Below are 20,850 nucleotides of genomic sequence, written 5' to 3'. Positions count from 1 at the left end.
GCACCGTGCCTCCTGTCCGTCGTGGGGTGTGCGGTCACGACACGCCGCTCGCGTCCGCCGGGTGGTCGGGAACTGTCGGCTGCGGCCCGCCTGGGCGACGGTTCCTGACCCCTCGGCGGCGCGCACGCGACGCGTCGCGACCACTCCGCGGACGGGAGGCACGGGGCTGACCCGCCATGGGCCTCCCGCCCGGCGGCCGCGAACGGTCACGACACACCACTCACCTCCGGCGACTGGTCGCGAACTGTCGGCTGCGGCCCGCCTCGGCGACGGTTCCTGACCCCTCGGCGGCACGCACGCGACAGGTCGCGACCGAGCTCAGGCCAGGCGGATGCCGAGCAGCGCGTCGATCAGGTCGACGAGCTCGGGAGTGCACGCCGTGCCGCCCGCGATCGCCGTGTCCACCGCTGCGACCGCCCCCGGCGTGTCGAGGTCGTCCGACACCCGCGCACGGATGCGCGTGGCGACGTCGGCCGCGTCGTCGGCGTGCCCGGCCGATGCTCCGGAGGCCCAGGCGTCCCAGCCCGCGAGCCGCGTCTCGGCACTCGTCAGCTCGGTGGCGAACCACTCCCAGTCGTCGGAGTACTTGTGCGACAGCAGCGCGAGTCGGATCGCCCGGGGGTCGGCGCCATCGTCGAGCAGGCCACGCACGGTGACCAGGTTGCCGAGCGACTTCGAGATCTTCGTGCCCTGGTAGGCGATCATCCCGGTGTGCACGAACGCGTTCGCGAGGGGCTGGTGGGCGAGGGCCGCAGCGTGCCCGGCACTCATCTCGTGGTGCGGGAACACGAGGTCGCTCCCGCCGCCCTGCACGCTGATCGGCAGACCGAGGCGGTCGCCGGCGATGACGCTGCACTCGATGTGCCAGCCGGGGCGTCCGGGGCCGATCTCGGTGTCCCAGGCCGGCTCGCCGTCCCGCGCGGCGCGCCACAGCAACGGGTCGAGCGGGTCGCGCTTGCCCGGACGGTCGGGGTCACCGCCGCGTTCGGCGGCGAGGGTCAGCATGGTCTCGCGGTCGAGGCCGCTCTCGTCGCCGAGGGTCCACGCGTCGGTGGGCCGGCTGACGTCGAAGTACAGGTCGTCGCCCTCGGCGTCGTCGGTCGGGACCTCGTACGCGTAGCCGGTCTCCTGCAGGAACGACACGGCCTCGGCGACCCGCTCGACCTCGTCGGTCACGGCCACGAAGTCGTCCGGCGGCAGGATCCGCAGCGACTCCATGTCGCGACGGAACAGGTCGACCTGGGACGCAGCGAGCTCGCGCCAGTCGATCCCGTCGCGAGCGGCGCGCTCGAGCAGCGGGTCGTCGACGTCGGTGACGTTCTGCGCGTACTCGACGTCGAGCCCGGCGTCGCGCCAGGCGCGGCCGAGGGTGTCGAACGCCAGGTACGTCGCCGCGTGACCGAGGTGCGTGGCGTCGTACGGTGTGATGCCGCAGACGTACAGCGCGGCACGGTCCTCGTCGCGGGCGGGGTCCACCGGCTTGCCCGTGGCGGTGTCGTGGACGACCGGTCGGGGCGCGGCGCCGGGGACGTCGGGGACGGATGGGGCCTGCCAGGCCCTCACGGCTGGATCACTCCGAGCGACAACAACACGATGAGCACGATACCGAGTGCGATCCGGTAAACGACGAAGGGCATGAAGCTGCGCTTGCTGATGTAGTTCATGAACGCTGCGATCACGACGAACCCGACCACGAACGCGACGACCGTGGCGATGAGCGTGTCGGCGAGTCCGAACGGCGATCCGTGGTCACCGAGGCTCGTCGCGGCCTCGTAGAACCCGGACAGGAACACCGCCGGGATCGCCAGCAGGAACGCGAACCGAGCGGCCGCCGGACGGGTGTAGCCGAGGGCGAGCCCCATCGACACCGTCGCACCGGAACGGGACACCCCGGGCACCAGGGCGAGCATCTGCGCCAGGCCGATGAGCAGACCGCCGCGGAACGTCATCTGCTCGATCCGGCGCTCCTTGCGGCCGACCCGGTCGAGCACCCCGAGGACGACACCGAACACGATGAGGACGATCGCGACGATCCAGAGCGACCGGAACGTCGTCTCGATGGAGTCCTTGAGCAGGAGCCCGGCGACCCCGATCGGGATCGTTCCGAGGATCACCAGCCAGCCGACGCGGACGTCGGGGTCGCCCTTCGGCACGTCACGCTTGACCACCGACCGGAACCACCGCCCGATGATCCGGGTGATGTCCTTCCAGAAGTAGATGAGCACCGCGGTCTCGGTGCCGAGCTGCGTCACGGCGGTGAAGGCCGCACCCGGGTCCTTCGCGTCGGGCAGGAACAGCCCGACGATGCGCAGGTGCGCGCTGGAGGACACGGGCAGGAACTCGGTGAGCCCCTGGACGAAGCCGAGGAAGATCGCCTCGAGGATGTGCATCGCACGGGCCTTTCGGGGGGAGGTCGGTCAGGGCACCGCCACGACGGCGACCACGAACAATATCAGTACGTCGCGAGCAGGTCGCCCAGCACCCGCCGGCCGAACGCGAGCGAGTCGAGCGGCACCCGCTCGTCGACCCCGTGGAACATCGCCGGGAAGTCCACACCGGCGGGCAGCTGCAACGGCACGAACCCGTACCCGGCGATGCCGAGCGTCGAGAGCGCCTTGTTGTCGGTGCCGCCGGACAGCAGGTACGGCAGGACCGGGGCGCCCGGGTCGTGCCGCCCCAGGACATCGCGGACCGCGTCGACCAGGGGGCCGCCGAAGTCCTGCTCGAGGCCGATGTCGCGGAACGACATGACCACCTCGACCTCGGGTCCGGCGAGCTCCCGCACCCGTTCCAGCACGGACTCCTCATCGCCCGGCAGGCAACGGATGTCGACCAGCGCCTCGGCGGTGTCGGGGATGACGTTGTGCTTGTAGCCCGCGGTCAGCACCGTCGGGTTCGACGTGGTGTGCAGCGCGGCGTGGATGAACCGCGACGCCGACCCGGTGGCCAGCGCGACCTCGTCCGGACCGGTCACCGTCGGGTCGACGCCGAGGAACCGCGCCACCTCGGCGACCATCGCGTCCGTCGTGGCCGAGAGCCGAACGGGCCACTCCTCGCTGCCGATCCGGGCGACCGCCGCTGCGAGCTTCGTGACGGCGTTGTCGCGGATCACGTGCGAGCCGTGGGCAGCGGTACCGCGCGCGATCAGCTTCACCCACATGAGCGCCTTCTCGCCGGTCTGCAGCAGGTAGGCGCGACGGTCACCGAGCGTGATCGAGTACCCGCCGACCTCGCTGATCGCCGCCGACGCTCCCGCGAAGACCTCCGGATGCTGGTCGACCACGTGGTGCGAACCCAGGACTCCCCCGGCCTCTTCGTCGGCGAAGTACGCGATGACCAGGTCACGCTCGGGCGCACCGTGCTGCTCGATGACGTCGGCCAGCGACGTCAGCATCATCGCGTCCATGTTCTTCATGTCCACGGCACCGCGGCCCCACAGCGAACCGTCCTTGACGACGCCGCCGAACGGGTCGACCGACCAGTTCGCCGGATCCGCCGGCACCACGTCGAGGTGCCCGTGCACCACGAGCGCCGGCTTGTCACGGTTCCGCCCGGGGACACGCGCAACCACGCTCACCCGGTCCGGCTCCGACTCGAACAACTGCGGCTCGAGACCCAGCGCTCGGAGCCTGTCCTCGACGTAGTGGGCCGCCTCGGCCTCGCCGCGCGACTTCCCCTCGCCCCAGTTCGTCGTGTCGATGCGGATGAGGTCGCGGGCGATCGCCGCGGTCGCCTCGAGCTCGGACACGGACTGGTGCTCGGACGGCTCCGGGTTCGTCATGGCTCCACGGTATCGGTCGACACCGACCCCGACGCCGGGACGGCACACCGAGGACTCGCCCGGGATGCGCTCCCGTGTTCATCGCGCGTTCAGACCCGTGCTAGTGTCTTCACTCGGCAGGAACGCCGGGTTCGCCCCGGGAAACAGACACCAGACACCCTGTCCGGGTGGCGGAATTGGTAGACGCGCTAGCTTGAGGTGCTAGTGCCCGTATTAGGGCGTAGGGGTTCAAGTCCCCTCTCGGACACAGGAAATGCGTGCCCCCTGACCTTTCGGTCGGGGGGCATTTTCTGTTGTGTCTTCCCGGCGAGTGCCGCCATCGCTGCGCTCAGGGCGTCCTCCGCGCACACCTCCCCAACCCGTGCGAGGTTCCGCGCTCCGTGCGGCGCTGCAAGCGCGCACCGAACACGCAACACCGCACCAGATCGTGAACACAGCACGGTGCGAACGCAGCACGTACGCACGGGAGGCGCGGTGCCAGCTGGCACCGCGCCTCCCGTGCGTCCGTGGGTGCGTCTAGCTCTTCGACGCCTCGACGAAGTTGCGTCGCGGGTCGGTCTCCTTGATCAGGGAGGTCGCGTCGCGACCGGACACGGCGCCCGTGATCCAGCCGATGACGATGCGCGCCTTCCGGTTCAGGGTCGGCATCGCGTACACGTGGTAGGCGCGGTGCGCGAGCCACGCGAACAGGTTGGTCATCTTGATGCCCTTGATGTTCGCGGCACCCTTGCCCACACCGTACGACGCGACGGTGCCGATGGAGGGGTGGCGGTACTCCTCGAGCGGCTTGCCGGTGATGGTCGCGACGATGTTGTCGGCGGCGACCACGGCCTGACGGACGGCGTTCTGCGCGTTCGGCGGGTAGAACGCCGGCTGCTTGTCGGCGGTCAGGTCGGGCACCTGCGCGACGTCGCCCAGGCCCCAGACGCCCTCGACGACCTGGTGGGTGTCCTCGGCCTCGACCTGGAGCTTCGCGTTCGCGGCGAGGTGGCCCTTCGGCCCGCGCGGCAGGTCGGAGGCGTCGAGGAGCGGGTTCGGCTTGACGCCTGCGGTCCAGACGAGCAGTCCGGTGGCGAACTCGTCACCGTCGGAGAACTTGACGACACCACCCTCGGCGCTCGGCATGGTGGTCTTCAGGCGGACGTCGATGCCGCGGGCGCGGAGCGACTCGAGCGTCCACTTGGACAGCTCCGGGCCGACCTCGGGCGCGACGCGGTCGAGCGCGTCGATGAGCACCCAGCGGGGCTGCTCGCCGGCGAGCGACGGGTAGGTCTTGATGGCGGCCTGCGACACGTCGAACAGCTCACCGATCGCCTCGACGCCGGTGTAGCCACCGCCGACGAACACGCTGGTCAGCAGACGACGGCGCTCGTCCTCGTCCCGCGTGGCAGCAGCCTTCGCGATGTTGTCGAGGAGCTTGGCGCGCACGTAGGCGGCCTCTTCGACGCTCTTGAAGCCGACGCCGTACTCCTCGAGTCCGGGGGTCGGGAACGTGCGGGTGACGGAGCCGAGGGCGACGACGAGCTGGTCGTAGCCGAGGGTGCGGTCGTCGCCGCCGGCGGTCGCGATCGAGACGGTCTTGTCGGCCGAGGAGATCGCGGTGACCTTGCCCTGGATCACGCGGGTCTTGCGCAGCGCACGGCGCAGCTCGACGGTGACGTCCTTCGGTGCGATGTGGCCACCGGCGACCTCGGGCAGGAACGGCAGGTACGTGTAGTAGGTGTTCTGGTCCACCAGCGTGATCCGCATGGGCACCGTGGCCGCGTGCTTCTGGAGCTGCTTGACCGTGGCGTAGCCAGCGGAGCCGCCGCCGAGGACGAGGACGTGAGGGATCGAGTCTGCCATTCCTCCGGTCTACCGGACTTTGGCTTGGCGCGTCATGAGTTCCGCGGCCTGTCGCGGAGCCGCCACCACGCGGTCTCGGCGAGTTCGGGGCCCGTGAACACTCCGTGCGGGGTGCGGCGGGACTCGGTGAGCGAGAAGCGGCGCAGCCGGTAGCCGCCGCCGAAGCGGTCGATGATCGCCTCGGGCGACGCCTCGGGATCGCGTTTGACGTACCAGGTGCGATCGTCGACCGGCTCGATCACGCCGCCGTCACCGACGTCCGCCGATGCGGGAGCGCAGGATGTCGATGCGCTTCTGGATCTGCTCGATGCTCGCCTGTGCCACGGCCGGGCCACCGCTGATGCGCCGGAGTTCGGCGTGGATCGATCCGTGCGGCTCGTTCGAGTGACGGGACCAGATCGACACGAGCCGGGCGAGCTCGGTCCGCTGTTCCTTGATCGTCATGTACATCGGGCGGTCGGGCTCGGGCGCCTTGGGCAGGCCGTCCTTGGCCGTCCGGCCCTTGGACCGCTTGGCCTGGGTCGCCTGCCGGGCGCGCAGGAGGTCGCGCACCTGGTCGGGTTCGAGGAGCCCCGGGATGCCGATGAAGTCGAGCTCCTCGAGGGAACCGACCTCGCCGCCGGTACCGAACTCGCCGCCGTCGTAGAGGACGCGGTCGAAGGACGCCTGCGAGTCGAGCGCCTCGAACGGCTGGACCTCGAGCAGGCTCTCGGACGCACGGTCTTCCTTGTTGGCCTCGGCGACCATGACGTCTTCGGGGTTGTACATCCCGTCGTCGGCGTCCTTCGGGCGGTCGAGGGCGTGGTCGCGCTCGAGCTCGAGGGTGGCGGCGAGGGCCATCAGGCCGGGGACGCTCGGCAGGAAGACACTCGCGGTCTCACCACGACGACGGGCACGGACGAAGCGGCCGATGACCTGTGCGAAGAACAGCGGCGTGCTCGCGCTCGTGGCGTAGACGCCGACGCAGAGCCGTGGGACGTCGACGCCTTCGGAGACCATGCGGACGGCGACCATCCAGCGCGAGGTGTCCTCGGCGAAGGCGCTGATGCGGCTCGACCCCGCGGCTTCGTCGGACAGCACCACGGTCGGGCGCTCCCCCGTGATCTGCTGCAGGATCCGGGCGTAGGCGCGGGCCGTGGTGGTGTCCGTGGCGATGACCAGACCGCCGGCGTCGGGCACACCACGGCGGACCTCGGTCAGGCGCTTGTCGGCGGCGGAGAGCACGGCCGGCATCCACTCGCCCTCGGGCGACAGTGCGGTGCGCCAGGCCTGGGCCGTGATGTCCTTCGTGACCTGCTCACCCAACGAGGCCGACATCTCGTCGCCCATCCGGGTCTTCCAGCGCATCTGGCCGGCGTAGGCCATGAACAGCACCGGGCGGACGACGCCGTCCTTGAGTGCGCGGCCGTAGCCGTAGTTGTAGTCGGAGATCGAGGTGCGGATGCCCTGCTCGTCGGGGGCGTACTGCACGAACGGGATCGGTGCGGTGTCGGACCGGAACGGGGTCCCCGACAGCGAGAGCCGTCGGGTGGCACCGGAGAACGCTTCCCTGATGCCGTCGCCCCACGTCAGGGCGTCGCCGCCGTGGTGGACCTCGTCGAGGACGACCAGGGTGCGCCCGCCCTCGGTGATGCGCTTGTGCACTTCGGGGTTCATGCCGACCTGGGCGTAGGTGATCGCGACGCCCTGGTAGTGCCGGCCGAACATGCCGTCGCCGTTCTTGAACATCGGGTCGATCCGGATGCCCACGCGGTCGGCGGAGTCGGCCCACTGGCGCTTCAGGTGCTCGGTCGGTGCGACGACGACGATGCGGTCGACGGTGCCGCGGGCCAGGAGCTCGGTCGCCAGTCGGAGCGCGAAGGTGGTCTTGCCGGCACCCGGGGTCGCTGCCGTCAGGAAGTCGCGGGGTTCCTTCTCGAAGTACTTCGTGAGCGCTTCGATCTGCCAGGCACGGAGCTTCGATGCCGTGCCCCATGCGGCCCGGTCCGGGAACGCCGGCGACAGGTGCTGGACCGCCGAGTTGCCGGCCGCTTCGGCCAGGGCCGCGGCGTCGGCTTCGTCACGGGCGGCGTCACCGTCGGCCTGCGCCGTGTCGAGCGTCGGCGATGTGCCGCCGGCGCCGGACTGGTCGTCACCCGACTCCGCCCACAGCGTGGCGGGCTGCTGGTCTTCGTACTCCGCTGCGCTCACTGAACCCGATTCTACCGCCACCGTCAGTCCTGCCGAGCGTGCGGGACGCCCCCGTCAGGGGTCCGACGGACCAGGGATGCCGGTCGCAGGACGCCGGCGCCGAAGCGAGCGGCGACCGCGTCCACGGTGGTCTCGGTGTCACGCCACGGCGCGTCGTCGTCCCACAGGGCGTTGCTGGCAGCCGTCGGCACGAGGTTCTCGCCGCGCACGCCGATCAGCCGGATCTGGTTGCCGGGTCGGTGCAGCACGTCGTACAGCTCGACGGCTTCGCGGTGCAGGCGCTTCGCGACGTCGGTCGGTTCCGCCAGGGTGCGCGACCGGGTCAGCGTGGTGAAGTCGGTGTAGCGGACCTTGAGCGCCACCGTCCGGGCCTGCACGTCGGCCTGGCGCAGGCGGACCGCGACCTTGTCGGCCAGGCGGAGGAGTTCGCGAGCGACGTCGTCGCGCTCGGTCAGGTCGCGGCCGAAGGTGACCTCGTGCCCGATCGACTTCTCGCCGACGCCGGTGTCGACCACGCGCGGGTCGCGACCCCAGGACAGGTCGTGCAGCCGCTGCCCGCCAGCCGGGCCGAGTGCCGAGACGAGCGAGCCGAGCGGGGTGTTCGCCAGGTCGCCGACGGTGCGGATGCCCCGGCGTTCGAGCGTCTCCTGCGTCCTGCCGCCCACGCCCCAGAGCGCGGAGACCGGCTGCGGGTGCAGGAACGCCACGGTGTCCGCTCCGGGCACGACGAGGAGGCCGTCCGGCTTCGACCGGCTGGAGGCGAGCTTCGCCACGAACTTGGTCGATGCCGCACCGACCGAGCAGTGCAGCCCGGTCTCGGCGAAGACCGTGCGGCGGATCGCCTGGCCGATCTGCCACGGCGTGCCGTAGAGCCGGAGCGCGCCGGCGACGTCGAGGAACGCCTCGTCGATGCCGAGCCGCTCGACCCGCGGGGTGAACCGGTCGAAGATCGCCATCACGGCCGCGGACTTCGCCCGGTACTTCTCGAAGTGCGGTTCGACGATCACGGCGTTCGGGCAGCGGCGTTTGGCGACGGCCATCGGCATGGCGGAGTTCACGCCGTACCGACGGGCTTCGTAGGTGGCCGCCGTGACGACGGAGCGGTCGGAGTCGTGGCCCACGATGACCGGCAGGCCCTGCAGGTCGGGGCGGTCGAGCAGTTCGACGGAGGCGAAGAAGGCGTCCATGTCGACGTGCAGCACGGTCGCCGAGACGTCGTCCACCGGTGCGTCGGAGACGAGGCGGTTCCGTCCGTCCTGCTTGCTCACACCGAGATGATGCCAGGCGCCACCGACATCGCCGTGCCGGGCGTGCCGACGGCCGCACGGTGCGAGGTTCGTCCCGTCGTGCGCGGTTGCTCGCCCGTCATCGCACCGTGCGCCCTTCGCAACTCGGTGCCGGGTTGGTTGCACGGTGCGACGCCACAATGCAGCACCGAGCGGCCAACCTCGCACCTGCCGACGGACCCCGCACGGTGCGCCGCCACGCCATCGCCCGCGGCACCGCGCGCCCTTCGCAACTCGGTGCCGGGTTGGTCGCACGGTGCGGCGCCGCAAGGCAACACCGATCGGCCAACCTCGCACCGGCCGACGGACCCCGCACCGAGCGCCGCCACGCCAACCCCGCACCCGCCGACGGACCCCGCACGGTGCGCCGCCGCGCCAACCCCGCACCGGCCGACGGACTCGGCACCGAGCGCGGCCACGCCACCCTCGCACCGGAAGCGCACCGGAAGCGCCCCGGAGCGCAGCGCTCAGCCGAGCGGGCCGAGCACCGACGCGGCGATCGTCCGCGCCGCGGAGTCGCGCGACGACGGGTGGTACTGCCCCGCCCGGACGTCACGCGCCAGCCGCGCCAGCTCACTCGACGCCCGGAACGCCGAGCCGCCGACGACGCGCATGGCCTCGTCCACGACGTGCTGCGCCGTGTCCACGGCCCGCGCCTTCGTGCCGACGAGCAGCGGGAACCACCGGGCTCCGAGGTCGTCGACCTCGTCGACCGACCGCGCCAACGAGTCGACCTGCAGCGTGATCGCGTCGACCGCGCCGCGCAGGTCCGCGATCGCCCGGCGCACGTCGGGGTCCTCCGACCGCCGAGTGCCGTCGGCCGCGGTGCGGTGCGCCACGGCGGTCGCCGCGAGCGCGACCCCCCGCTCGGCGATCCCGACGTACACCGACGCGATGAGGAGCTCGAACGAGGCGAAGATCCCGAACACGAGCGGGTCCTGGTTCGGCCCGACCGGCAGTGACCGGACGATGCGGCCCGCCGGGACGTGCACGCCGTGCAGGTTCGTGGTGCGGCTCTGCGTCGCGCGCATCCCGAGCGTGTCCCAGTCGTCCAGGTGTTCCACGTCGCCGTCCGACCGCAGCACGAAGCCGTGCACGAGCCGGGGTTCCGCCCCCGAGGTGTCCTTGCCGAAGACGCTCATGACGTCCCACGCCGGAGCGAGGGAGGTGAACACCTTCGTGCCGGTGAACCGGTACCCGCCGTCGCCGTCCGGCTCCGCCGTCGTCGACGAGTCGAACAGCACCGCGTCGTTGCCGGGTTCGCTCACCCCGAAGGCGAGCAGCTGGTCGTCCGCCGCGTGGTCGGTGACGGCCTGGAGGAACGACTCACCTCGCGCACGGACGGCGCGCGCCGCCTGCACCCACACCTGGTGCATGCCGAGGCCGAGCGCCGTCGCCGGCGCGGCCTGGGCGAGGGCGCGCTGCACGCCGGCGGTGGCGCGGAGGCCGAGGCCCGCCCCGCCCTGCTCGACGGGGACACCGATCCGCAGGTAGCCAGCGGCGCGGAGCTCGTCGAGGTCCTCGGTGCAGAACGCGTTCGCGGCGTCGTACCCGGAGGCGCGCCCGGCGATGCGGTCGAGCAGTTCGTCGGGCACCGACCAGCCGACGGCGTCCGTGTTGGCCTTCGTCATGCCACGAGACTAGGGTCCGGGACGTGTCAGATCGTCATCCTTGGACCAGGTACGTCGCGATCGGTGACTCGTTCACCGAGGGGATCGGGGACCCCGACCCGACCGTCCCGGGCGGCAACCGCGGCTGGGCGGACCGCGTCGCCGAGGTGCTGGCACACCAGACGGACGACTTCGCGTACGCCAACCTCGCGATCCGCGGGCGGCTGCTCCAGCAGATCATCGACGAGCAGGCCGAGGCCGCCGTCGCCCTGCACCCGGACCTCATCACGGTGTCGGCCGGCGGCAACGACATCATCCGCCCGGGCTCGGACCCGGACGAGCTCGCCGAACGGGTGGACCGGCTCGTCGCCGACCTGCGCCGCGATGGAGCCACCGTCGTGCTGTTCACCGGCCCGGACGTCGGGATGACCCCGGTGCTCGGGATGGTCCGCGGCAAGACGGCGATCTACAACGAGAACCTGCACGCCATCGCCCTGAAGCACGGTGCCCTGGTGGCCAACATGTGGGCACTCCGCGTGCTCCGGGACCCGCGGATGTGGGCTCCGGACCGGCTGCACCACTCCCCGATGGGCCACTCCACGATCGCCGCCGCGGTGCTCGACGCCCTCGGTGTGCCGCACGGGCTCGAACCGTTCAACCCGGACCCGCTCGAGGCACGGCCGTGGCGCGAGGCCCGCGCCGAGGACCTCGGGTGGGCCAGGGAGTACCTGGTGCCGTGGGTGGTCCGCCGCATCAAGCACACCTCGTCCGGCGACGGGGTGACGGCGAAGCGGCCCGAGCTGCAGATCGTCACCGAGCACCCTTCCGACACCCCGTAGCCGACGACGCCCCTTCGAGTCCGCACGCCTCCGCAGCCGCGCCACACCACGGTCATCGCGCCCCGGCTCACCGGGGCGCGATGACGGCACGGGGGCGCGAACAGCGTCGTGCGCGCCGCGAACGGGGTCGTGCGCACCCCGTCGTCGGCACCGGTCAGTCCGCGGGGCGACGGAGCGTCATCGGACCGTCGTGCAGCGGCTCGGTCTTCCACTTCGCCCCGACCGTGCCCGCGTCGAGGTCGACGCGCAGGTGCAGCAGGTGCGGGGTCTCCAGGAAGCGGACCGCGACGAGCACGGTGCCCTCTGGCTCGGTCGCCGCACTCGCCGCGAGGGCGCCCTCGACGGCCCACCGTCCTTCGCCGAGCGGCACGGACTCCGACCGGCCGTCGTCGGTGATCGTCAGGCGGACACCGTCTGCACCGCGCGCGAACGTGGCGGCATCGAGGATCCCGCCGGGACGCGACCGCAGCTCGACGTCGGCGAGGTGCTCCGGAAGGCGACCACCCTGCACCGGTGGCAGCCCGAGGGAGGCGAGCCGGGCCTCCAGTGCGGTGTCCGCATCCGTGTCGGTCGTGCCGTCGACGGCGGGCAGGAGGTGCTGCCAGGCCGCGTCGAGGACCGCCTGCATGTCGACGGTCTGACCGGTGATCGCGAGCACGACGTCCTGCTCCGGCAGGACGACGCAGAACTGACCGTAGGCGCCGTCGCCGCGGAAACCGTGGCGGGCCATCCAGAACTGGAAGCCGTACCCCTTCGACCAGTCCGGGTTGGCCTCGTCCGGGTTGGCGACCTGCGTGCTCGTGGCCTGTTCGACCCAGTCGGCGTCGAGGATCCGCTCGCCGTCCCAGACGCCGTCCTGCAGGTACAGCTGGCCGAGCTTCGCGACCGCGTCGGTCGTGGCGTAGCACCCGCTGAACCCGAACTCCGCGCCGGTGTCGTCGCGGCGCCACGCGAGGTCGTCGATGCCGAGCGGGTCGAGCAGGTGCGGGCGGAGCCAGGCCACGAGCGACCCGCCGGTCACGCGCCGGACGATGCTCGCGAGCGTGTACGTGCACGGCTGGTTGTACGCGAAGACCGAGCCGGGCTCCTCGTCCGGCGGGAGCAGCAGGAACCCGCGCACCGTGTTCGTCGGATCGAGGGCCTCCGCCCGTTCGAGCGTCTCCTCGCGGTGCCCGCTCGCCATCGCGAGCAGGTGCCGCACCCGCATCCGGCGGCTGCGCTCATCGGTGACGTCGGCGTCGAGCTCCGGGAAGTACGACAGCACGGTCGCGTCGAGGTCGACCAGGCCCTGTCGCACGGCGATGCCGACGGCCGCTGCGGTGAAGCTCTTGCTCAGCGAGTAGAGCAGGTGCACGCGGTCGGCCGAGTACGGCTGCCACCACCCCCCGGCAGCGACCTGGCCGTGCCGGAGCAGCATGAAGCTGTGCGGCTCGACGCCGGGTGTCGACTCGAGGGCGTCGACGAACGCGAGGACTCCGCGGGCGTCGACGTCGAGGGCGGAGGGGGTGGTCCGGGGGAACGTCGTCATCGTCGTCACCCGACCGACTCTACGGTCGGGCACCGACGAGCGTCACGCCCCCTGGAACGGGTTCGTCCAACGCCACCAGACGCCGGGGTCGTCGATCGTCCGCGCGAGCGCGAGCGGCACCGTGACCGGGTCGTGGTCGGAGATGCGGAACCGGACCCGCCCGACCCGCTCGCCCTTCGTGCCGAAGGTCACCCGCTCGAGCGTCGCCTTCGCGGTGACCGTGGTCTTCCCCCACACGAGCACCTCGGCGGCCTTCGTCGTGACCGCGTCCGCCTCGTCCTGCCACGGGGTCGAGAAGGTGCCGAAGGTCTGCCCCTGGTGGGTGAGCGTCACCACCTGGAAGTTGTCCGCGACGGACCGCAGCAACCGCTGCACGTCGTTGTCGAGGGAGTCGTGGTCCACGCCACCGAGCATCACGCCGACGACGGTGACCTGCCTGCCGCCACGCTCGTACGTCGCCGCGAACAGCAGGCAGGCCCCGGCCTCGTCGAGCGTGCCGGTCTTGATCCCCTCGACGCCGTCGAGCCCGAGGAGCTTGTTCGAGTTCTCGATCGCGCCGACCGTCGGGATCGTGACGTCCTGCGTGCCGACGATGTCCTTGACGACCGGGTTCGCGAGCGCCAGCTGCCCGAGCTCGACCAGGTCGGTCGCGGTCGAGGTGTTGTCCGGGTCGAGGCCGGTCGGCTCGTGGATCGTCGTGTCGTCGAGGCCCTGCTCGTCGAGCCACTTCGCGGCCGCTCGCTCGTAGGCGTCGAGGGATCCGAAGGCCCAGATGGCGAGCGCGCCGGCGTAGTTGTTGGCCGACTTCATGAGCATCACCTGGAACGCCTGGTGCTCGGTGAGCTTCAGGCCGGCCGGCATCGGGGCGACCTCGCCGTTCTGCGCCGCGTACTTCGCGTACAGGCCCTCCATCTGCTTCGTGAAGCGGATGGCCGGGCCCGACTGTCCGGGCGCCATCGGCTTCTCGTCGAGCACCACGAGCGCCGTGACGACCTTCGTGATGCTCGCGATGGACCGGGGCTTCGTGTCGCCACTGGTACGCAGGCTCTCGGGGAAGTCCGTCGCTTCGACCGCGGTCGCGCCGTAGCCCGGGAAGCTCAGTGCCGGGGCAGTCGTCCTCGGTGCCGAGTAGGTGGTGGTGCTGGCGCTCGCCGGACCGAACGGCACGACGGCCGCGGCGACGAGGTACCCGGCCACCAGGAGCAGCACGGCGACCACCGAGATCGTGACCGGCCTCCGGACGGCGGAGCGGGGGCGGCGGACGACTCGTGACACGGGACCCGAGCGTACCGGTCCGCTCCTAGGCCGAGGCTGCGACCGGCTGGTCGGGCTGCCGTTCCGGAGCAGGGGCCTGGGCGGCCGGGCTGGCGGGGTGCGCACCCACGGCCGGGTCGGCCACATCGGCCGCGCCGGTCGTCTCGGGCCGCGCGAAAGTCAGGCGACGGGACAGGTACGCGAACACCGGGCCGAGCGCGTTCATCAGCACGACCGAGACCCAGGCGGCCCAGGCGTTCCCCGGGTCGAAGCCGAACCCGCCGAAGCACGTCGCGAAGAACGAGGCGAACCCGAGGAACATCCCGGGGACGAGCCCGAACAGCTTCGTGCGACCGGTGTACATCAGCGCGCAGTTCACGACGAGGATGAGCAGCGCCAGCACGGTGTTCTGCCCCGCCTGCCCCTCGCCGAAGAGCGTGCCGAACCGCTGGTCGAGCAGGACGATGACCAGACCGAACGCCGACCCGATCGGCATCGCGGCCCAGAGCCGGGTGGCGTTCCGCAGCGTCGGCTTGCTGCCGAGCAGGAACATCCCCGCCCAGCTGATGAAGATCGCCCAGGTCGGCAGGTGCAGGGCGTTGCCCCCGATGAACGCCGTGGCACCGGCCAGGACGGAGGCGACGATCTCGTGCGGGATCCGTTCACGCATGGCTGAGTTCCTTCGATCGGTTCGTGGTGCGGCTGGTGGTGAGTCGGGTGGTCCTGGTGGTCTCGGCGACGACCCGGCCGCGCTTGACGACGAGGGCGCGGTCCGGCCGGTCGAGCAGCACGCCGTCCGGGTCCGTGGTGGAGAGCACGACGAGGTCGGCGGCGGCACCGGGCCGGATGCCGTGGGTGTCCGCGACGCCGACGACCTGCGCGGCACCGGTGGTGGCCATCGCGAGCACCCGTCGCAGGTCGTCCGGTCCGGACAGGTGCCCGGTCTGGGCCAGCAGGAGCCCGACGTCGAGCAGGTCGGCGTTCCCGAACGGGGTGAAGGCGTTCCGGACGTTGTTCGACGCGTACGCGCTCGTGACGCCGGCGTCCCAGAGCTCACGGACCGGCACGACCCCGCGGCGGACGTCGTGGTCGTCGGACCGGCCGCCGAGGTGCAGGTCGGTCGCGGGCAGCGGCACGACGGCGACCCCGGCGGCGGCCAGGCGGTCGAACAGCACCCGGCGCTCGCCGCGGGGCAGGCTGGCGACCGAGGTCACGTGGCCGAGCGCCACCCGCCCCTGCAGCCCGCGGGCGGCCACACGGTCGGCGATGTGCCCGGCGAGCGCGTACCGCGGGTCGGAGGTGTCGTCGGCGAAGTCGGCGTGCAGGTCCGCCGGCACGCCGAACTCCTCGGCGAGGTCCAGGACGGTCTCGACGTGCTCGTGGCACGCGGCGAGGGTGCGCTCGTTGTAGGTGCAGCCGCCGATGACGTCTGCCCCTGCGGCGAGCGCCCGGCGGAGCAGGGCCAGCGTGCCCGGTGCCTTCGCGATGCCCTCCTGGGGGAAGGCGACGATCTGCAGGTCGAGGGCGTCCCGGTACTCGTCGCGCAGGTCGAGCAGGACCTCGACGCCGGTGAGCCCGACGATCGGGTCGACGTCGGGGTGTGCGCGGACGAGGGTCGTGCCGTTCGTGATGGCCTGGTCGAGCAGGGTGCGGGCGCGGTCGCGGACGGTGGCGTGGGTGAAGCCGCGCTTGAGCTCGCCCGTGACGGCGATGGCTCCGGCGAGTGTGCCGTCGGGGTTCGGGCGTTCCCGGTCGAGCAGGGCCTTGTCGACGTGCAGGTGCGCTTCGATGAGTCCGGGGATGACGACGCGGCCGGCGCAGTCGACCACCCGGGCGGAACCAGCGGGAGCGGCGGCACCGGGGAGCGTGTCGGAGATGCTGGCGATCAGGCCGTCGGTGATCACGAGGTCGACGGAACGGCCGTCGGTCAGCCGTGCATTGGTGAGGACCAGGTCCACGTCGGACCTCTCTTCCGGTCGGTGCTGGCGGGGTGTGCTCCACCATTCGCCCACCGTGTTTCGGGTTCCGACGCCGGATGTGACGGCCGTGTAAAAGTTGGTCGTACCAATGAACCAAGCAGACCAACGGGCCCTACGGTCGATGGCATGCACCGTGGACGGACCCTGAGTGCGGCGACCGCCGCCCACCTCGGCACGCTCGTGCTCGACGACCTGCAGCCCGGCGACAAGCTGCCGCCGGAACGCACCCTCGCCGAGGACCTCGCCGTGTCCCGCACGACGATCCGCGAGGCGTTGCAGGAGCTGGAGCGCCGTCGCCTGGTCTCCCGGACCCCTGGTCGTGGCACCGTCGTGCTGCCGAGGCCGGAGGAGGCGTCGGCCCTGCTCGACCACCACCGCGACGACCTGGACCACCGGGCCGAGCACGTCGCCGAGTTCCGGACGGTCGTGGAGCCGCAGGTCGCGGGACTCGCGGCGGCGCGGGCGGGTGCGGCCGACCTGCTCACCCTGGAACGCATCCTCGCCGCCACGCACGCGGGCCTCAGCCCGGAGGAGTCGCTCGCGCAGGACGTCGCCTTCCACGTGCAGGTCGCCCGCACCTCGGGCAACCCCCTGCTCGTGTCCCTGTGCGAGCTCAGCAGCGGATGGGTGCAGGACGTCCGCGCCCGGTCGCACAGCACCAGCGAGGGGCGGCGGTCGTCGTTCGAGTGGCACGAGCGGATCCTCGAGCGGATCCGGCAGCACGACGTCGACGGCGCGGCCCGGGCGATGGCCGACCACCTCGCCGACGTGGCCTACCTGGTCGAACGGAGGACGGACCGATGACCACCGCACACCACACCAGCGCACACCGCACCACCGCACACCGCACCACCGCACACCAGAACACCGCCCCCGCGGTCCCGACCCTGCAGCCCGGCGCCGGGCCCGTCCGCGGCGACCACTCCCTGCCCGTCGACCCGGAGACCGTCCTGTGGGGCCGGCTGCCGAGCGACGGTGACGTCCCCGCCCTGACGATCGGTGCCGGGGAGTCCGTCACCATCGACACCGTCAGCCACGAGGGGATCCTGCCCGACCAGGGCAGCGACCCCGTCGCCTGGTTCGGCGACCACGGTGTGGCCCCGGAGCACGTCCTCGCCGACGCCGTCGCGATCGCCCGCTCCGGACACCGCGACCCCACGGCGGACGGCCCCCACGTGGTGTCCGGTCCGATCGCGGTGCGCGGCGCCCGCCCCGGTGACGTCCTGACCATGACGGTGCTCGAGACCCTGCCCCGGGTGCACTACGGCGTGGTCTCGAACCGGCACGGCCGCGGTGCCCTGCACGGCGAGTTCCCGGTCGACGGCACGACGGTGAGCGTCTTCGCCGACGTCGTCGACACCGCCCAGGGTCGACGCGGCCGCATCCCGCTCACCGCCGCGGGCGACCGCTTCGCGCACTTCCCCCTGGCACCGTTCCTCGGGATCATGGGCGTCGCGACCCCCGGCGAGCGGCTGCACTCCGTCCCGCCCGGTCGTCACGGCGGGAACATCGACGTCAACCTGCTACAAGTCGGTTCGCAGCTGCACCTGCCGGTGCTCGTCCCCGGTGCGCTGGCCCACGTCGGCGACCCGCACTTCGCCCAGGGCGACGGGGAGGTGGCGCTCACCGCGATGGAGGCCTCGCTCCGCGCAACGATCCGCTTCGACCTGACCCCGGCAGCCGAGGCCGCCGCCCGCTTCGGCGACCTGGTCTGGCCCGTCGCCGAGACGCAGGAGTTCCTGGTGCCCACCGGCATGGACCCCGACCTCGACGAGGCCGTCCGGCAGTGCGTCCGGCACGCCGTCGCGATCCTCGGTGCCCGCTGGGGCATGGATCGTCACCTGGCGTACGCGTACCTGTCCGCCGCGACCGACTTCAACATCTCGCAGGTGGTGGACCTGGTGACCGGTGTCCACGCCCGCATCCGCAAGGCCGACTTCGAGGAGCCCGCCCGATGACCACGCCCGGAACGTCGACCAAGCCGCACACCCCGGCCACGCCGGACGCGCCCGAGGCCCCGGCCGGCCTGCTCGCAGCCATCCACGCCTACGAGACGGCACTGCTGGCGAACGACCTCGACGCCCTCGACGCCGCCTTCGTCGACTCCCCCGGCACGATGCGCGGCGACGACCGCGGCCTGCTCGTCGGGCACGACGCGATCAGCGCGTTCCGCGGGGCACGGGGTGGGGTCGCGACCCGGTCGCTGACGCACGTCGAGGTCCGCCCCCTGACCGAGGACCGCGCCCTCGTCGTGTCGGTGTCCCGGTTCGCCGCGGGTGGGCAGGGCCTCCAGACCCAGCTCTGGCGCCGCGACGGCGAAGGCGACACCGACACCGACACCGGCGCCGGACCCCGCTGGCGCATCGAAGCGGCCCACGTCACCGGCCGCCCGAAAGCCGTCGACACCACCGTCTGGCGGGCCGTCGGCGACCCGCTCGTCGCACCCACCGCCGTGGGGCCGCTCGACGGCCTGACCATCGCCGTCAAGGACCTCTACGCCGTGCCCGGCCAGCCGGTCGGCGCGGGCAACCCGACGTACCTGCACGAGGCACCGGTCGAGACGACGGCCGCCCCCGCGGTCGCCGCGCTCCTCGCCGCCGGCGCGTCGATCCGCGGGATCGCACGCACCGACGAGTTCGCCTACAACCTGACCGGCCGGAACGCGCACCACGGCACACCGCCGAACAGCGCGGCCCCCACCCGACTGCCGGGAGGCTCGTCCAGCGGATCCGCATCGGCCGTCGGCCTCGGGATGGTCGAGATCGGGATCGGCACGGACACCGCGGGCTCGGTGCGGGTCCCCGCCTCGTACCAGGGACTCTGGGGCCTCCGGGCGACCCACGGCACGGTGTCCCGCGACGGGCTGCTCCCCCTGGCGCCGTCGTTCGACACCGTCGGGTGGCTCACCCGCAGCCCCGAGGTGCTGCTCGCCGCCCTCGACGCCACCGTCCCGCCGATGCCCGGGCCGGACGAGGCGGTCGACGCGACGGTGCTCGTCGTCCCCGAGGAACTCGTCGCGCTCGTCGAACCGGACACCGCCCGGGCCTTCACGGCCTTCGTCGAGACCCTCGACGAACCCGTCGCCACCGTCCGACTGCGCGACCTCGGCATCCCGGAGCCCCGAGCCCTGCAGGAGCAGCTGCGGCTCGTCCAGGCCGCCGAGGCCCTGGCAGCACACGGCCCCTGGATCGACGCGCACCCCGGAGCGCTGAGCGCCGTGGTCGGTGACCGGTTCCGCGCGGCCGGGGCGAACGACCCCGACGCGACCGCCGACGCCGTCACCGCCCTGGACGCCGTGCGCACGACGATCCGCGGTGCCCTCGCCGGTCGGACCCTGCTGTTCCCGACCGTCCCCGGGCCCGCACCGCTGCTGGGCGCGGACGCCCGAGCACTCGAGCGCACGCGGACCGCCACCACGGCGATCACCGCGCTCGCGAGCGTCGGCGGGCTCCCCGCGGTGAGCGCACCGGCGATGACCGTGGCCGGCGCTCCCGTCGGTGTGTGCCTGGTCGGCGGACCGGACACCGACCGTGCCCTCGTGATCCGTGCCGGGCGCATGCTGCCGGACCAGCCCGCCCCGGGCCTCCCGACCGTCTCGGTGGTGCGCTAGGAGGCGAGCCGCCGGGCGTGGGTGACCGCCCACAGACCGACGGCGCTCGCCGCGGCCACGTTGAGCGAGTCGACGCCGTGTGCCATCGGGATGCGGACGGTCGTGTCCGCCGACGCGATCGCGGCCGGCGTCAGTCCCTGCCCCTCGGTCCCCATCACGAGCGCGACCCTGTCGGGCAGGTCCGCCACGAAGGCGTCGAGGTCGACGGACTCGTCCGTCAGTGCCATCGCGGCCAGGTGGAAGCCCTGTGCGCGGAGTTCCTCACCCGCCGCGGGCCAGTCGCCGATGCGGGTCCACGGCACCTGCAGGACGGTGCCCATGCTCACCCGGACGCTCCGGCGGTACAGCGGGTCGGCGCAGCGCGGGCTGACGAGCACCGCGTCGGCGCCGAGACCGGCGACGCTGCGGAACACGGCACCGACGTTCGTGTGGTCGACGATGTCCTCGAGCACGACGACGACCTTCGCGTCCCGCACCACGTCGGCGACGCTCGGCAGCTCGGGACGCTGCATCGCAGCGATCGCACCGCGGTGCATGCGGAAACCGGTGAGCTCCTCGAGCAGGGCGTCCGCACCGACGAAGACAGGACCGTCGTGCTCCGCGACCAGCGGCAGGACGGTGTCGAGCCACTTCTCCTGCACCAGGATGCTGCGCGGCACGTGACCGGCGCGGACCGCCCGCTCGATGACCGTGTTCGACTCGGCGATGTACAGGCCGCCCTCGGGCTCCGAGACCCGACGGAGCGCCACGTCGGTCAGACGGGCGAAGTCATCGAGGCGGGGATCGTCGAGGGAGTCGATGCGGACGGGGTGCACGGGGCTCGTTTCGGTGTGGTGCGGCGATGGCGTCACCGGTGCTCCACTCGGGAAGTGACCGGGACGGTCGGGTGTTGAGGGTACCGTGAACAGGGTGCTGGATGATGCTGCGT

At 72.2% G+C, this 20,850-nt stretch carries 17 protein-coding genes and 1 tRNA gene; 5 read left to right on the top strand and 13 right to left on the bottom strand.

Going from position 1 to position 20,850, the window contains the following annotated elements; translation table 11 throughout:
- Nucleotides 1–318: 318 nt before the first annotated feature.
- The 3 genes from mshC to H489_RS29070 form a co-directional block, all read right to left on the bottom strand.
- Nucleotides 319–1,563, bottom strand: coding sequence for a cysteine--1-D-myo-inosityl 2-amino-2-deoxy-alpha-D-glucopyranoside ligase (gene mshC / locus H489_RS29080; protein WP_017887305.1), 1,245 nt, complete (start codon nt 1,561–1,563; stop codon nt 319–321).
- Nucleotides 1,560–2,390: an undecaprenyl-diphosphate phosphatase gene (locus tag H489_RS29075; protein ID WP_017887304.1), complete on the bottom strand. Its 831-nt coding sequence runs from the start codon at nt 2,388–2,390 to the stop codon at nt 1,560–1,562. The genes mshC and H489_RS29075 overlap by 4 nt, the downstream gene beginning before the upstream one ends.
- 62 nt (nt 2,391–2,452) lie before the next feature.
- Complete coding sequence (locus H489_RS29070) at nt 2,453–3,781, bottom strand: M20/M25/M40 family metallo-hydrolase (RefSeq protein WP_017887303.1); 1,329 nt, start codon at nt 3,779–3,781, stop codon at nt 2,453–2,455.
- Between the two features lie 161 nt (nt 3,782–3,942).
- On the opposite strand from H489_RS29070, the gene H489_RS29065 reads away from it, so the two are divergent.
- Nucleotides 3,943–4,028 (top strand) — tRNA-Leu (locus H489_RS29065).
- Between the two features lie 269 nt (nt 4,029–4,297).
- Here the strand turns inward: H489_RS29065 and H489_RS29060 are convergent.
- The 5 genes from H489_RS29060 to H489_RS29040 all read right to left on the bottom strand — a co-directional run bounded on the left by H489_RS29060 (nt 4,298) and on the right by H489_RS29040 (nt 10,733).
- Nucleotides 4,298–5,626, bottom strand: a complete 1,329-nt coding sequence (locus H489_RS29060) for an NAD(P)/FAD-dependent oxidoreductase (RefSeq protein WP_017887302.1) — start codon at nt 5,624–5,626, stop codon at nt 4,298–4,300.
- A 32-nt stretch (nt 5,627–5,658) separates the two neighbouring features.
- Nucleotides 5,659–5,868, bottom strand: coding sequence for a hypothetical protein (locus tag H489_RS29055; protein WP_017887301.1), 210 nt, complete (start codon nt 5,866–5,868; stop codon nt 5,659–5,661).
- 7 nt (nt 5,869–5,875) lie between these two features.
- Nucleotides 5,876–7,666: a DEAD/DEAH box helicase gene (locus H489_RS29050; RefSeq protein ID WP_031259805.1), complete on the bottom strand. Its 1,791-nt coding sequence runs from the start codon at nt 7,664–7,666 to the stop codon at nt 5,876–5,878.
- Nucleotides 7,667–7,839: 173 nt separating this feature from the next.
- Nucleotides 7,840–9,084 (bottom strand): DNA polymerase IV, encoded by a 1,245-nt coding sequence (gene dinB / locus H489_RS29045; RefSeq protein WP_017887299.1) that lies wholly within the window; start codon nt 9,082–9,084, stop codon nt 7,840–7,842.
- Between the two features lie 485 nt (nt 9,085–9,569).
- On the bottom strand, nt 9,570–10,733 hold the full coding sequence (locus H489_RS29040) for an acyl-CoA dehydrogenase family protein (RefSeq protein ID WP_017887297.1): 1,164 nt from the start codon (nt 10,731–10,733) through the stop codon (nt 9,570–9,572).
- A 23-nt stretch (nt 10,734–10,756) separates the two neighbouring features.
- Between H489_RS29040 and H489_RS29035 the strand changes: the two genes are divergently transcribed.
- On the top strand, nt 10,757–11,551 hold the full coding sequence (locus H489_RS29035) for an SGNH/GDSL hydrolase family protein (RefSeq protein ID WP_017887296.1): 795 nt from the start codon (nt 10,757–10,759) through the stop codon (nt 11,549–11,551).
- A 154-nt stretch (nt 11,552–11,705) separates the two neighbouring features.
- Here H489_RS29035 and H489_RS29030 read toward each other — a convergent pair whose 3' ends face one another.
- The 4 genes from H489_RS29030 to H489_RS29015 are packed head-to-tail and all read right to left on the bottom strand — an operon-like array spanning nt 11,706 to nt 16,291.
- Complete coding sequence (locus H489_RS29030; protein WP_031259803.1) at nt 11,706–13,079, bottom strand: serine hydrolase domain-containing protein; 1,374 nt, start codon at nt 13,077–13,079, stop codon at nt 11,706–11,708.
- Between the two features lie 42 nt (nt 13,080–13,121).
- Nucleotides 13,122–14,354, bottom strand: a complete 1,233-nt coding sequence (locus H489_RS29025; RefSeq protein WP_081612295.1) for a D-alanyl-D-alanine carboxypeptidase family protein — start codon at nt 14,352–14,354, stop codon at nt 13,122–13,124.
- A 25-nt stretch (nt 14,355–14,379) separates the two neighbouring features.
- Nucleotides 14,380–15,003 carry a DUF1097 domain-containing protein gene (locus tag H489_RS29020; protein ID WP_017887293.1) on the bottom strand — a complete coding sequence of 208 codons (624 nt, stop codon included), beginning with the start codon at nt 15,001–15,003 and terminating at the stop codon, nt 14,380–14,382.
- Nucleotides 14,996–16,291, bottom strand: coding sequence for an amidohydrolase family protein (locus H489_RS29015; protein WP_017887292.1), 1,296 nt, complete (start codon nt 16,289–16,291; stop codon nt 14,996–14,998). The genes H489_RS29020 and H489_RS29015 overlap by 8 nt, the downstream gene beginning before the upstream one ends.
- A 147-nt stretch (nt 16,292–16,438) precedes the next feature.
- Here H489_RS29015 and H489_RS29010 point away from each other — a divergent pair, with 147 nt between their 5' ends.
- From H489_RS29010 to H489_RS29000, 3 genes are read left to right on the top strand one after another with little or no spacing between them, the layout of a single operon-like run.
- Nucleotides 16,439–17,116 (top strand): FadR/GntR family transcriptional regulator, encoded by a 678-nt coding sequence (locus H489_RS29010; protein ID WP_017887291.1) that lies wholly within the window; start codon nt 16,439–16,441, stop codon nt 17,114–17,116.
- Entirely contained in the window at nt 17,113–18,270 is a 1,158-nt protein-coding gene (locus H489_RS29005; protein WP_017887290.1) for an acetamidase/formamidase family protein, read from the top strand. Before H489_RS29010 ends, H489_RS29005 begins: the two co-directional genes overlap by 4 nt.
- Nucleotides 18,267–19,922 carry an AtzH-like domain-containing protein gene (locus H489_RS29000; protein ID WP_017887289.1) on the top strand — a complete coding sequence of 552 codons (1,656 nt, stop codon included), beginning with the start codon at nt 18,267–18,269 and terminating at the stop codon, nt 19,920–19,922. The genes H489_RS29005 and H489_RS29000 overlap by 4 nt, the downstream gene beginning before the upstream one ends.
- Here H489_RS29000 and H489_RS28995 read toward each other — a convergent pair.
- Nucleotides 19,919–20,737 carry a TrmH family RNA methyltransferase gene (locus H489_RS28995; RefSeq protein WP_017887288.1) on the bottom strand — a complete coding sequence of 273 codons (819 nt, stop codon included), beginning with the start codon at nt 20,735–20,737 and terminating at the stop codon, nt 19,919–19,921. The two genes, H489_RS29000 and H489_RS28995, sit on opposite strands and share 4 nt — an antisense overlap.
- Between the last annotated feature and the right edge of the window lie 113 nt (nt 20,738–20,850).

The organism is Curtobacterium flaccumfaciens UCD-AKU, assembly GCF_000349565.1.
In the GTDB taxonomy this organism is placed as follows: Bacteria; Actinomycetota; Actinomycetes; order Actinomycetales; family Microbacteriaceae; genus Curtobacterium; species Curtobacterium poinsettiae.
This window is presented reverse-complemented; position numbering and strand designations above follow the sequence as displayed.

Excerpts from the sequence above, each read along its gene's own strand:
- H489_RS29075 (WP_017887304.1), bottom strand. The coding sequence starts at position 2,390 with ATGCACATCCTCGAGGCGATCTTCCTCGGCTTCGTCCAGGGGCTCACC.
- H489_RS29070 (WP_017887303.1), bottom strand. The coding sequence starts at position 3,781 with ATGACGAACCCGGAGCCGTCCGAGCACCAGTCCGTGTCCGAGCTCGAG.
- H489_RS29060 (WP_017887302.1), bottom strand. The coding sequence starts at position 5,626 with ATGGCAGACTCGATCCCTCACGTCCTCGTCCTCGGCGGCGGCTCCGCT.
- H489_RS29040 (WP_017887297.1), bottom strand. The coding sequence starts at position 10,733 with ATGACGAAGGCCAACACGGACGCCGTCGGCTGGTCGGTGCCCGACGAA.
- H489_RS29030 (WP_031259803.1), bottom strand. The coding sequence starts at position 13,079 with ATGACGACGTTCCCCCGGACCACCCCCTCCGCCCTCGACGTCGACGCC.
- H489_RS29020 (WP_017887293.1), bottom strand. The coding sequence starts at position 15,003 with ATGCGTGAACGGATCCCGCACGAGATCGTCGCCTCCGTCCTGGCCGGT.
- H489_RS29010 (WP_017887291.1), top strand. The coding sequence starts at position 16,439 with ATGCACCGTGGACGGACCCTGAGTGCGGCGACCGCCGCCCACCTCGGC.
- H489_RS29005 (WP_017887290.1), top strand. The coding sequence starts at position 17,113 with ATGACCACCGCACACCACACCAGCGCACACCGCACCACCGCACACCGC.
- H489_RS29000 (WP_017887289.1), top strand. The coding sequence starts at position 18,267 with ATGACCACGCCCGGAACGTCGACCAAGCCGCACACCCCGGCCACGCCG.